General features: G+C 47.1%; 11 protein-coding genes. 7 read left to right on the top strand and 4 right to left on the bottom strand.

Features of this window, described 5'->3' with window-relative positions; all coding sequences use genetic code 11:
- Nucleotides 1–170: 170 nt before the first annotated feature.
- On the top strand, nt 171–4,271 hold the full coding sequence (locus P40081_RS18015) for a collagen binding domain-containing protein (protein ID WP_052421873.1): 4,101 nt from the start codon (nt 171–173) through the stop codon (nt 4,269–4,271).
- A gap of 140 nt (nt 4,272–4,411) precedes the next feature.
- Here the strand turns inward: P40081_RS18015 and P40081_RS18020 are convergent, their stop codons facing one another.
- Genes P40081_RS18020 through P40081_RS37600 form a run of 3 tightly spaced genes read right to left on the bottom strand, consistent with a single transcriptional unit; the run spans nt 4,412 to nt 6,336 of the window.
- Complete coding sequence (locus P40081_RS18020; protein ID WP_042137368.1) at nt 4,412–4,936, bottom strand: hypothetical protein; 525 nt, start codon at nt 4,934–4,936, stop codon at nt 4,412–4,414.
- A 16-nt stretch (nt 4,937–4,952) separates the two neighbouring features.
- Nucleotides 4,953–5,714: a hypothetical protein gene (locus P40081_RS18025; RefSeq protein ID WP_042137370.1), complete on the bottom strand. Its 762-nt coding sequence runs from the start codon at nt 5,712–5,714 to the stop codon at nt 4,953–4,955.
- Between the two features lie 37 nt (nt 5,715–5,751).
- The gene (locus tag P40081_RS37600; RefSeq protein WP_197074375.1) at nt 5,752–6,336 is read right to left on the bottom strand and encodes a papain-like cysteine protease family protein; all 585 of its coding nucleotides are present in this window, start codon (nt 6,334–6,336) and stop codon (nt 5,752–5,754) included.
- A 278-nt stretch (nt 6,337–6,614) separates the two neighbouring features.
- Between P40081_RS37600 and P40081_RS18040 the strand changes: the two genes are divergently transcribed.
- Together P40081_RS18040 and P40081_RS18045 are read left to right on the top strand one after the other, a co-directional pair.
- Nucleotides 6,615–8,273 (top strand): DUF6138 family protein, encoded by a 1,659-nt coding sequence (locus P40081_RS18040; RefSeq protein ID WP_042137375.1) that lies wholly within the window; start codon nt 6,615–6,617, stop codon nt 8,271–8,273.
- Between the two features lie 175 nt (nt 8,274–8,448).
- Nucleotides 8,449–9,378 carry an NAD(P)/FAD-dependent oxidoreductase gene (locus P40081_RS18045; protein ID WP_042137377.1) on the top strand — a complete coding sequence of 310 codons (930 nt, stop codon included), beginning with the start codon at nt 8,449–8,451 and terminating at the stop codon, nt 9,376–9,378.
- On the opposite strand, the gene P40081_RS18050 is transcribed toward P40081_RS18045, so the two are convergent.
- Nucleotides 9,362–10,141, bottom strand: coding sequence for an ankyrin repeat domain-containing protein (locus tag P40081_RS18050; RefSeq protein WP_042137379.1), 780 nt, complete (start codon nt 10,139–10,141; stop codon nt 9,362–9,364). The genes P40081_RS18045 and P40081_RS18050 overlap by 17 nt on opposite strands.
- A gap of 158 nt (nt 10,142–10,299) precedes the next feature.
- Between P40081_RS18050 and P40081_RS18055 the strand changes: the two genes are divergently transcribed.
- The 4 genes from P40081_RS18055 to P40081_RS39390 all read left to right on the top strand — a co-directional run bounded on the left by P40081_RS18055 (nt 10,300) and on the right by P40081_RS39390 (nt 12,598).
- On the top strand, nt 10,300–11,055 hold the full coding sequence (locus tag P40081_RS18055; RefSeq protein ID WP_042137381.1) for a TetR/AcrR family transcriptional regulator: 756 nt from the start codon (nt 10,300–10,302) through the stop codon (nt 11,053–11,055).
- A 27-nt stretch (nt 11,056–11,082) separates the two neighbouring features.
- Entirely contained in the window at nt 11,083–11,829 is a 747-nt protein-coding gene (gene map / locus P40081_RS18060; RefSeq protein WP_042137383.1) for a type I methionyl aminopeptidase, read from the top strand.
- Nucleotides 11,830–11,981: 152 nt separating this feature from the next.
- Entirely contained in the window at nt 11,982–12,365 is a 384-nt protein-coding gene (locus P40081_RS39385) for a cyclase family protein (protein ID WP_231575144.1), read from the top strand.
- 26 nt (nt 12,366–12,391) lie between these two features.
- Entirely contained in the window at nt 12,392–12,598 is a 207-nt protein-coding gene (locus P40081_RS39390; protein ID WP_231575145.1) for a hypothetical protein, read from the top strand.
- Nucleotides 12,599–12,609 lie beyond the last annotated feature (11 nt).

Raw genomic sequence — 12,609 nt, forward strand, 5'->3', positions numbered from 1 at the left:
GGGTTATTTTGTTTTTTCACACGCAAATCCGGAAGCTGTTCAGAAATTGTTCATATGTCAGGTTTACAGTTACTTAAACTGCTGTCGGCGCAGTTCTCCCACAAGTTGCGCAGGCAATGGCATGAAGCTTCAAACACAATCGATGACGAAAAAGGAGGAAGTATTCATCAATGAAAATGAAAAAGATTAGCATTTGGCTCGTACTTATTCTATTGGTTACCCAATGGACAACAAGCTTTGGCTCTTTCACTGAACGTGCTCATGCAGAACCCAGTAAAATTACGGAAAATTTGATCACCAGCGTTTCTCTGGCCGTGTATACGGATGAGCACTACTCAGAGACAGTCACCGGAAATGTATATCAGCTGGATTCCTATTCCGAGCTGAATTACACGTGGTCATTAGCAGACGGGCACGGTTATGAAGCAGGCTCCACTTTTGAATTTAATATACCCGATCCGTTTGAGCTTTATAGTGATTTGGATGGGGATCTTCTATTTGGTGGAGATACAGTAGGCACCTATCATGTCGATAAAGGTAATAATCATGTTGTCTTTACGTTTAATGAATTTATTGAACAATATGATCAAGTGCAGGGGACCTTTACTGTCCGTTCACTGCTTAGCTCCAAAAAAATAAGCGGGTCGACCACACAGCTTGTGGAGTTCCCGATCAATGGCGGTACCCAGGTAATTGAACTTCATTTCAAGCCTAACGTCAGTTCAACTGTAGAGAAGAAAGGTACTCCATTGCCTCAATTCTACAATCCGACGCAAATCGGCTGGACCGTCGATGTCAACAAGGTCTTGGAAAGTGTGGTCAACGCTGCCGTTACCGATGAGATTCCGGACGGGTTGACGCTTGATACAAGCTCCATTGTTGTCCGTGAACTTGAAGTGAAGCTGGACGGTACAGTTATAGCAGGTGACATTGTTCCGGGTAGCAGTTATGATGCCTCCGGGTCCACACCGGCGAAGCTGGAATTAAAATTTAAACAGAGCCCGATCACCAAGGCGTATCGTGTAGAATTCACCACCGATATTACAGCCAGTGGTGAGGATGCGGTCAGCTATGAGAATACAGCTATTTTTACGGGAGACAACGGTTTATCTAAAGAATCGAAGACTACCGTAACCGTAGGACGGGGCAAGCCGCTTACCAAAGTAACAAACGGCTACGATCCTGCAACCCAGACTCTTGGCTGGGCAATTGAATTCAATTACAATGAAAAGTTTATTTCGGCAAACGACGCGGTTCTGAAGGATACCATTGACCTCAAACAGGAACTCATTCCAGATTCGCTGAAGGTGTACCCGGTGACTATTGCGGCCGATGGTAAAGGGGGCAAAGATGCCCAGCCTCTTCCGGATAATAAATACACGGTTACAGATTCAGTGGTAGATGGTAAATATCATTTTGAACTCAAATTCAATGATGATATTGATTCTGCTTACCGCATCGAATACAAAACTAAAGCGCCGGAACGTGTTTTTGAAAATGGCAAGGTCACTAATACAGTGACTTACGGCGAACATTCGGACTCAGCTTCCCAGAATATCACCCAACAAATATTGGTCAAGGGTAACAGCGAAAAAGATTATCTGAACAAGACAGTACGTTGGACAATTACGATCAACAAAGATTCAAAGACGATGGAAAATCTGAAAGTAACGGATACCTTCGTTAACGCAGGACTCAAGCTGGTAACGGGAAGCATTACGATTAAACCGGTCGCTGGAGGTCCCGCAGTCGCCACTGAGGTTGTTTATACCGAACATGATCCTGTGGCGGTGAACGACGGGTTCACGATTACTTTTAAAGCTCCGATCTCTGAACCGTATACCATCACATACCTCACTAAGTTTAACTTTGATTGGTTGGCGGAGGATAAAAACCAGTTTGTCAATCAGGCATTGCTGGAATGGGTGGAGAATGGTCAGAGTCGGACCATCAAGACAACATCAACATTCGATCCAAGAGCAGAAGTGAAGAATAACGGACTCAAAAACGGATCGTACGATGCCATCAACAAAGAGATTACCTGGAATGTCGGGGCCAACTATAATATGAAAACCCTGACTAATGCTAAATTGGTGGACACGATTACCAGCGGTCAAGTTGTGGATCTGGATTCCGTTAAGGTATTCAAATGGATCTATGGCTCAAATGGTAACCCTTCAGAGGACGTAAACGTCGATGAAAAGGACTACAACGTAACTCTGAACGACGGGAAGCTTGAGGTAAGCTTTAACAAAACGATCAATTATGCATTTTACGTTACCTTTAAGACTACTTTCGCTGATAAGGTTATTGACGTAAAGACTGTCGATAATACAGCAGTACTATTTGATGGTACGACCAAGGAATCCGCAGACCTGAATGCTTCGGTCAACATTCCTAATGGAGGCGAATATATCGCCAAGACAGGCGCACAAAACAACAATAAGATTGACTGGACGGTGTATATCAACCGTAATCAATCCGTTGTGAAGGACGCTTTAGTAACAGATACTCCGAGTGAGAATCAAATTCTGCTTACTAACACTTATCACCTCTATAAGACAAATGTTGCAGAAAACGGGACAATAACACCCGCCAGCGAGGAATTGATACGCGGCACAGATTATACACTGAACTTCTTGAAGGACAGTGAAGGCAAAGAAAGCTTCGTACTGAAGTTTACCAAAGAAATCTCGGAAGCTTACATTCTTCAGTACCAATCTGTGATCACTGCACAAAATAATGAAACAGTCAGCAACGAGGTAGGTCTCACAGGTAAGAATGTGAAAGAGGTTACCAAAGATACCAATTCTGAAGTTAAAGTTCAGCTCTCCAGCGGTTCAGGCACAGGCAGCGGTGTCAGAGGCACGCTCAACATTGAAAAGATTGATGCGAATAATCAGAACAAGACGCTCGAAGGAGCTGCATTTGACTTATTCCGCGTCATCGGCAATGAGCAGATTTGGATTAATGAGGGAGTAACAGATGAAGAAGGCAAGCTTGAATTCACAAAACTGCTCGGCGGAGATTATGCAGTAGTTGAAAAAATTGCACCTGCAGGTTATCTGTTAGATACGACACCTCATGCAGTTAAAATTAATTCAACTACAGCCATAGATCTGCAAATAAAAAACAAAACATCAGCGACGCCAACACCATCGCCATCGGCCACACCGACACCGACTGTTGCGCCAACACCATCGCCGACAGCGACACCAACAGTAGCGCCAACACCATCACCAACAGCAACACCATCGCCAACAGCAACGCCAACACCATCACCGACGGCAACGCCGACTGTTGCGCCAACACCATCGCCAACAGTGGCACCGACACCATCGCCGACAGCAACACCAACAGTAGCGCCAACATCATCACCAACAGCAACACCGACGGCAACGCCGACTGTTGCGCCAACACCAGTGCCAACAACAACGCCGACTGTTGCGCCAACACCAGTGCCAACAACAACGCCGACTGTTGCGCCAACACCAGTGCCAACCGTAACACCAACAGTAGCGCCAACAGCAGTACCAACAACAACACCGACTGTTGCGCCAACACCAGTACCAACGACAACACCGACTGTTGCACCTACACCAGTGCCAACAGCAACGCCGACTGTTGCACCAACAGCAACGCCAGCTCCAACAGAACCAACGGCGCCAACAGCAACACCATATGTGCCGTCAACGCCGTCATCAACGCCAACAACTCCTTCAATACCAGGAGTCATAGTCACTCCGGGTCCAACAGTTGTTCCAACGGTGACACCATCAGTTTCACCATCGGCTTCACCAGAACCTACAAGTGAACCGACAAATGCACCGACAGCAACACCTGTAATTAGCAGTCCTCCAAGTCCACAGCCAACAGCTGTCAACACAATAGAGGACATTCCGGTCGAGGGTGAAATCCCGCTTGGGGGAATTCCTAGCCTTGGTGATGAGCCTGAACATGGAACCGTCGTGATTACACCAGACGGGAAATGGAAGTACACACCTGACCCTGGCTATACCGGAAAAGACAAGTTCACTATTATCGTTAGCGATAATGGAGAGGACCAGGAGATCGAGATCGAAGTAGTGGTAGATGAAGTGCCTAAAGGAACAATAGATGAACCTTCACAAAATGAACCAACGAATCAAGGCGGTCTGCCGGGTAAGCTGCCTCAGACCGGTGAAGAAAGTCCGATAGGCATGTACCTAGCCGGAATGGGTCTGATCATCCTTGGTTTCGTGCTCTCGAAGAGATTTAAGACACGCAAGTAGAAACGGCTTTGCAGTCCTTTTTAAAGAACAGTTTTCAAAAAAAATAATGGTAAACAAAAGACCGCCGCTTCTAATTGAAGCGGCGGTCTTTCAGGTCTTTCAGGTCTTTCAGGTCTTTCAGGTCTTTCAGGTCTTTCAGGTCACTCCGTTCGCTTACCGTAAGTTTTCTTCCAATAGTCCAGCCATTGCGGATAATCGGTTCCTTTTATCTCGTTCAATGTTTTTCCATCTATTGAATACTCTCCGCCCGCCATGATTAGATTTTTGATTTTACTTCTTGGACCGGAGGTTCCGCCTATAACATCACCGTCTACAAGCATGACAACCACAGAAATAAAGTAATCTTCCGGGCTAAACAACTTTTCCAGCGGATGATCCTTTACAAGAAAATCATAAGAGACGATTTCTTTCCCGAAATAGGCAGAAGGTTCTTTCTCCTGAACTGCCCAGAGCAGCATATAATCCAGGTTTTCAAGCATATTCTGCTCCAAGGTATATTTTGCGACCTCTCCTTCATCCGCAACAATTGTGTAACCAAGAGCTTGAAGATAATCGGCGGCGATTTGTTCGTCGGTCTTTCCCGCCGCGGAATCTTCATTGTTGCATCCTATCATTGTTATCAGCACAAGGCATAGAAGAGGGAATACCCATCCTTTTCGTCTCATTATATTCGGACCATTCTCATTCTAATGTGCCTGAGGCTCTTCTTCTTTGAGTCGGTATGGCTATTAGTGGAACAGCAAAGGCAAGAGATAATCCGAATAAAATAATTGGCAGAAGCAAAGAGGTCTGATTGTCAGAAGGAGAGACATTGGGGCCGCCACCGACTAAAATCACTCCGTCATTTGAATTTCGATTCAAATTATTAAGAGAATCCACAGACTCGCTGATAATATTCAGGATCTCTGCAGGACTTATACTCTCATCATTTGTTAAATTGATATATTCCTCATTAATCGTACTATTAGTATAGACATAATTTAGATTATAACGTTTATCATCAATAAGCTCGAATTTACCGTTTCCAGCATACTCAGCTTCGATCCGTTTAATTGCACTGTCAAAATCATCATGGTTACTGATGTTGAAAATTTTCCAGGCACCTGATTCAAAAGTGGCATCGACCACCGCAACCTGAGTTCCCTCTAAATAAAGCGGGAATTTATAACCAGTCAATTCATGTGAAAGTGAATCTCCGTGGACATTCACTTGATAATAGGCAACTCCTTCTCCCAAAGTTGCTTCATGAAAGCTTGCTTTGTCGCTGCCGTGAAAGCTAGTCTTCTGGGCTTCAAGAGTATCAGCATAATACTCTGTATATTCCCTAGCGATCGCCCCTTTGATATCTGCCCCAGCTGTCTCCAGACTTGAATCTGCATACACAACATTTCCCAATGTGAATAGAGCAAATAAAATAGTTAATATAATGGCGCGAATTTTCAATAAAAACCCTCCTTAATTGATAGTGATTATTTTACAGTTAATTCACTTTTATATTGTTTACTGTATTGACCCAAGTATAGATAGAATTGCTCTTGAAAGTTGAGAAGCTTTGAATATTACTGGAAGCATCTGCTGGATCAATATAGTATAAGTTCTGAGTGCTGGTATCAGTGTTATAGTAGTAACCTTTAATCAAAAAGGCATGACCAAGCGTTGCTCCCGTTTTACTCATAAATGCGAGAAGATTAGAGTTACCATTGATGTTACTCGTTATATTGTCGTAAGTTGGCACAGTTACAAGTGCAGTCGAACTTACACCATATGCTGCAAGACCTTTTTGGGCATCGTATACAGATCCGGCAGTGTCCATGTATAATCCTTTAGCGGCTGTTACTATGTTATACTGAGTCGCATTGGATTTCCCTAAGTATTGTCCTGCCATACTGGATACGGCCGCCCAGCATAAATAACCTCTCTGTTGTTTCTGGGCACTTACGTCATGAATGCTAATGCCAGAAGCGGCGTATACACTTGCTGTAAAAAGTGAAGCAGAGATAATCGAACAAAAAAATACTGAAAGCGATCTCAATTTTATTTTTTTCACTTTTCTCAAACCCTTCATAAGCATTGAGCTCTCGGCCGAAAGAACTATAGATGATATTATCATAAAATACTTTATATGGAAGTATGGTAATTAAAGGATTTACCTTGAAAATTACAGATATCATTTTAAGAAACATAATCATTTCCGGTATCAATTAACGATTGATCATCAGACAGATACCCCCAACCGATTTGAACGGTAAATCAAGATACGGTAATATTTAATGTACATAATTTTAGAGTGGGCATGAACAACTTCACTGCCGATATCGCTGTGTAAAGGAGCATGTAATAGACATGGATTATACGCTGGAAGCAATTCTTGAAGAAATGAAAATGGAAATAGACAAGTGGCTCATCTATATCAGTGATAAAGAAACAGAGAAAATTGTAAAACGGACCACCCTGCAGGCAGGCATTCACGGGTATGCTCTCCTCGAATATGCGGATGGCAGAGTGGATGTGACAGATAATTTGCTTGATTTAAACGAACCGGGTAAAAGCAAGCAGACTACCCCTGAGCAGCTGAAAGAGGTACAAGTGCGGGAGCAGATCATCCCTGAGCTTGCTTCGTATATGCAGAACAAATTAAATGCATTGCCGCCGGCAGTCCTGGATTACCGGTTCAGGTTTGACGGGAAATTCAAGGTGAATGAAGGTGTTGTCCATGTGCACATTCTTGAATATGTAGATGAGGCGAAGAAGCAACAACTGCTGGAACAGATCCGCCTCTATACCTTAAACAAGCTAGATGCCGGCAAATATCCGACCAAGCCGCTGGAAACTTTTTTCCTGGCCCGGCATCTCCTGGATGAAGGACTGTATCCCGTCTTGGATTCCGGCAGAATCACCGCTGTGTATGACAAGATACAAGTGCTGAACAAGGGGAACAAGCATCTGGCTGAGCATCGCAATACTATCACTGTAGCGCTCAGGAACTGGGTAGAAGATCATTGGTTGCCGCGTTATTTCGAGAACACAGGAACCCAGTGGCAGATGGGATTTACGAAGAGGAACGATGCTGTGCTGGAAAATGCCGGGCAAGAAACGGTTGGGCTCGTGATCTATGCTGCAGTTTGCATCCTTAAATATGAGCCTTCCTACAGCAGAAGTACGGGGCTTGCCTTCCTGCAATGCGCGCTCGAACTCGGCAGTGTCCAGGCTGCACGGCTAATTAATTATGGCAGCGGTGCCTTTGCTGAAGAGGTTACGAGATTACGCAATGATCAGGTGGAATGTAGCGCTAATGATGTATTTGCCGAGGTACGCATCCGTATTAATCAGGAGTCAGAGGAGAGTTATGCGTTTGCGCTCCGGTATCTGACGAATCTGCTGAAGTCGGGCTTTCCAAAAAGCTATCAGATCAAGCTAACCTCCTCAGTTAAGCACTGGCTGCCGCTCAAAGGACTCGCCAAAACGGGCACGCACCGTTTCTTTGCGAATGCGCTTGAATACCCGAAGATACACCCGTTGCTTGAAGAATATGCCATCGCAGCGATGGAAACCTTCGAATGGTATACGGATGCAGAAGCGGAGAAATGCTGCATGCCGGGCAGCTATGCGGTCTTTGGACTGGGTCTCACAGATCAGGCATATTTCCCGCTGGTCCTTCAATATATGGAGAAGGTAGATGTTGAACATCAGTCTGTCCAGAATAGATTCACAGCTGCGTTAATCGAACAAAACGGCATTAACAAAGAGATGCTTCCCGTGCTGTTGACGTGTATGCTGTACTGTACAGATTCATTAAAGCTGAAGATGACGCGAGAGTTGGAGAATGTGGGACTGCTTAGACTGCTGCTCGATCAGGTACACGGCCTGCATTACTACCAGGTGGAACATCTTGTCTACCTGATCTGGGGCGGGAAGAACAAGCTGCAGAAGCTTGCTGACAAAGCTGAGGGAGAGCAGAAGCAATACCTTGCCGGACTGATCCAAGCGGCCAATCGGAGCTGATACCACCACTGAAAGATAATATTAATTTAAAAATAATCATTGCAAAATAGTAATAAACCATCTATTGTGGACAAAGAAGCTCTTTGATATCTGTTTTATCGGGTCAAACAAGAAGTCCCAGGCTTCTTGCGGTATAATTGTAGACATTTCGAATCTATGAAGGAGGCTATTCATTATGGAGAAACAATATGTTGATGTGGCAATTATCGGCGGCGGACCGGCGGGTCTGAATGCCGCTTTGGTATTGGCGAGGGCGAAGAAAAAGGTAGCGGTGATTGATGAGGGGCGTCCACGCAATGCTGTAACTGGCGCGGTTCACGGGTTTATTACCCGTGATGGGATCACTCCGAAGGAGTTCCGGCGAATCGCACAAGAAGAGATTCTGGCCTATCCCACGGCATCATTCGTAGCGGATACAGTGATATCGATCGCAGGCACCAACGGTCAGTTTGAATTGAGCACGATGGAAGGACAAATGATAACAAGTAAAAAAATATTATTCGCTATCGGCATGAAGGATCAGCCGTTTTCTATTCCGGGCCTTAAGGAGGTATACGGAAAAAGTGCTTTCGTCTGCCCGTATTGTGACGGCTGGGAATTAAGGGATCAGCCGCTTGTCGTCATATCGAAAGGAACAGTCCTAATGCATTTCGCTCCGGTTGTTTCCGGATGGACAAGCCGGCTTACGGTTTGTACGAATGGTCCGGATGAACTGACCGAGGCTCAGCGCCAGGAGTTCCAGCACAATGATATTCCCTTGTTCGATTCACCGATCCGGCATATCGACTCGAAGGATGGTATCGTTCAACAAGTTGTATTGGAAGACGGGACGGTGATTCCAGCCAGGGGAATCTTTTTCAAACCTGAGCTGGCGATGGGCTCTGACCTTCCACGCACCATCGGATGCGAATTCACAGAAACAGGAGTACTCGCCGTTAATGAATCCGGACAAACAAATATCCCGGGCATTTATAGCGCCGGGGATGCAGCATCTATGATGCATCAGGCAATTGCTTCGGCTTCGGCCGGCTCATTTGTGGCTGCAGTCATGAATAATGAGCTGAATACAGAAGCTTGGCGGAGAAACATTAAAGAAGTCCGGTAGCGGATTTAGCACCCAGTCCGCGCAACCACTGTACCAGATCAGGGGAGGCACTGCGCTGAGCAGCATCCAAGGGAGTGAGGCCGTCCCACACAGAAGGCCAGTTTATATCCGCCTTGTGGCCGAGCAGGTATTCGGCTGCGTGTCGTTGTCCGCCGTGGCAAGCGCACCAGAAAGCGACGTTCACCTCGTCCGGAGGCGATGAGTGTCCAGCTCCCCAAGGGTATTGCTGTGAGAGCGGGTCTCCGGCAAAATGAGCTTTCATAGCATCTACCAGACCCAACGCGGCTGCATGCCAGAGAGAAGCTTTGGCTCCACGCTCAATTAATCTATGTGCTGCCCGCCATTGCGCGAATGCCACTGCGTCGTCGAGCGGCGTTCCGCCGGCTATGACGGCACCGGAAGCCTCGATGTCAGCACCGGCATCGAGAAGGAGGTCAAGCACTTCGACATCATTGCAGCTTGCAGCCCAATGAAGCGGGGTCTCGCTGTGCGGTCCAGTAAACCGGGCATTCACCTCAGCACCGGCATCAATCAACAGTGCAATTGTCACTGTATTGTTAGGGAAATGTCCGGGCCAATCAGTTGCAATATGCAGCATAGAACGCAATTCTCCGTTCCTTACAATTCTTGAGGCGGCCAACCCGGGATTCTCTTCAAGCAGCAACTTCAGCAACGGGATATCGCCGGAATGAATCGCAGTAATTACCGAAATACCCAGCGAATGGACCTCTGGAATGTAAGCTATGTTCTTCTCATCACTCATGATTAGAATGCCTCCCGTTCATAGGTATATCGCGACGGACTCCTTCACTAATCATACTTCATATGTATAGCCAACTTCAAAAAGATACTTGTTATTCCCGTGCCGATGTTTTATATTGACATAACAGCAGGTCAATAATAAAGAGGTGAACGGACGAGATGACTCCACGCACGAAGGAACAAAATGAGGATATCCGGCTGCGCCGGCTGGCGCAGATCCGCAAAGCCGCAGCCGATGTGTTTTTGGATAAAGGACCATTACTGGAGATCCGCGATGTGGCCGCGCAGGCGGGACTCGGGTATGGTACGGTATATCACTATTACAGCAATAAAGGCGATTTGCTCAACGATCTGCTATGGGACGCACTGGACCGGGCCGGGGGATGGATGGGTGCCCAGCGGGAGGCACCGGGCATAATCCCATTGGAGGTCCTACGCGATTCGACTTCAATGCAGTCAACGGCGGGCAGACATATGGGGTTGGCTGCTGTGGCAGACACCGTGGGCACGGGAGCCCCGGATTCCTTAAGCGGCAGCGGTGAAACGGCCGGTGCCGTAGAGTTTGACCCCGCCACCGCCAGCATCCGGCTGCTGCAGCTTTGGGCGGAGGACCACTCCGTATACCTGCTTTATAAGCTGGCGGGTGAGGGTTTTGCCTCGCTGCCTGAAGGGCGTTCTTCCCCGCTCTCGAACGCTTTCCGCCAGGAGGTGCTTACACCGTTTGCCGCACTGCTGGAAACCGGGAGCGCGGCGGAGGGGGCTGCCGCTTCCGGCGGAAACGCAGCGGAATCACCGGATAAGCTGCAGCGAGCGGAAATGCTGCTGGCCGCTATGACCGGGTGCGCCTCACTTTCGCTTCGCCGCGGGAAGCTGCACGAGGAGGCCGGGGATATCGCCCGGCTTCTGAAATTCTAGCAAGCATAAGGAGCGAATAAACCAAAGATGATTATTCTAAAATCCCCCCGAGAAATCGAAGAAATGAAACAGGCGGGTCAAATCGTGGCGGATTGCTACCGCGCGGTGGCCAGCCTGATCGAACCTGGGATCACCACCCAAGAAATCAATGACTTTGTAGCCAGGCACATTACCAAGCTGGGCGGCAAGCAGTTCACGAAAGGTTATAACGGGTTCCCCGCAGAAACCTGTATTTCGATTAACGATGTAGTGGCACACGGCATTCCTTCGAATCGGGCGGTCATGGACGGAGACTTGCTGAAGCTCGACATCGTCGCGGAATACGGCGGATGGTTCGGCGATTCGTGCGTGAGCTATGCGGTGGGCAACATCCGGCCGGAGGGGCAGCAATTAATGAAGGTGACGAAGGAATGTCTGGACCTGGGGATCGCCCGGGCGATTCCCGGAGGCCGGCTCGGCGACATCACATCGGCGATTCAACAACACGCGGAAGCGAACGGTTATTCCGTTGTGAGTGATCTGCTGGCGCACGGGATCGGGCGGAGCCTGCACGAAGAGCCGAGCTACGAGCATATCGGCATAGCCGGCAAAGGCATCCGGTTAAAGGAAGGCATGGTATTTACCATTGAACCCATGATCAACGAAGGTACGTACCGCATCACGATTGACGATGATGATTGGACGGCAAGAACAGCAGACGGCAAGCTGTCGGCGCAGTATGAGCATACGATCGCAATTACGGCGGACGGACCGCTGATTCTGACTGCCCAGTAAGTGTTATTAGAACTTAATAACCGATTAACGTTAATCAGGGTGAACTTGTACTATGCCCAAAGAAACTACAGGAGAGTGTTATTATTTCAAAATACGTCGAAATCGGTTACCCGATTTGTGCTGGAATGCCGGTTTTTCCAGGGCTGCCAGAAGTGAAATTAGATCCTCGTGAGCGCTTGAGTAAAGGAGACGAATGGAACGGAAGTGTATTAACCATTTATCTTCATGCGGGTACCCATGTTGATGCACCGTGGCATCATTTGAATAACGGTAAGGGCATAGATGCTGTTCCAATTGAAGACTTCATCTACAGAAGCCCGCTATTGATTGACTGCCCGCTGGGCGCTGACGGTTTCATTACAACCGCTATGCTTGAGGCGTACGAAGAGCTTCATGAAGCAGATATTCTAATCTTCAATACGGGCTATTGGAAATACAGGGATACGGATTTCAAACAATACGCGAATCATTTCCCGGCCGTCTCTCCCAAGCTGCTGAATACATCCGGACGAAGCTGCCAAACTGCAAAGCCGTAGCTATTGATACCTTAAGCATTGAAAATATGACGGAAGCCAAAAGAACCGGATTTTTTGTCCACCATGCCTTTTTAGACCATGAGAAGTATAAAGAGCCGACGATGCTAATTTATGAAGATATTAATCCAGCGCCGTTAATTGATAAAAAACTCATTTCCGCCTTCGCGGTACCCCTTCGTATTAAAGACCATGACGCTTCGATTATTAATATCATTGTTGAAGTAGAAGCTTAAGATCGATTATG

The organism is Paenibacillus sp. FSL P4-0081 (genome assembly GCF_000758565.1).
Lineage (GTDB): Bacteria > Bacillota > Bacilli > Paenibacillales > Paenibacillaceae > Paenibacillus_AQ > Paenibacillus_AQ phytohabitans.

Coding starts and splice junctions, on each gene's coding strand:
- P40081_RS18015 (WP_052421873.1), top strand. CDS start 171: ATGAAAATGAAAAAGATTAGCATTTGGCTCGTACTTATTCTATTGGTT.
- P40081_RS18020 (WP_042137368.1), bottom strand. CDS start 4,936: ATGAGACGAAAAGGATGGGTATTCCCTCTTCTATGCCTTGTGCTGATA.
- P40081_RS37600 (WP_197074375.1), bottom strand. CDS start 6,336: ATGAAGGGTTTGAGAAAAGTGAAAAAAATAAAATTGAGATCGCTTTCA.
- P40081_RS18040 (WP_042137375.1), top strand. CDS start 6,615: ATGGATTATACGCTGGAAGCAATTCTTGAAGAAATGAAAATGGAAATA.
- P40081_RS18045 (WP_042137377.1), top strand. CDS start 8,449: ATGGAGAAACAATATGTTGATGTGGCAATTATCGGCGGCGGACCGGCG.
- P40081_RS18050 (WP_042137379.1), bottom strand. CDS start 10,141: ATGAGTGATGAGAAGAACATAGCTTACATTCCAGAGGTCCATTCGCTG.
- P40081_RS18055 (WP_042137381.1), top strand. CDS start 10,300: ATGACTCCACGCACGAAGGAACAAAATGAGGATATCCGGCTGCGCCGG.
- map (WP_042137383.1), top strand. CDS start 11,083: ATGATTATTCTAAAATCCCCCCGAGAAATCGAAGAAATGAAACAGGCG.
- P40081_RS39390 (WP_231575145.1), top strand. CDS start 12,392: ATGACGGAAGCCAAAAGAACCGGATTTTTTGTCCACCATGCCTTTTTA.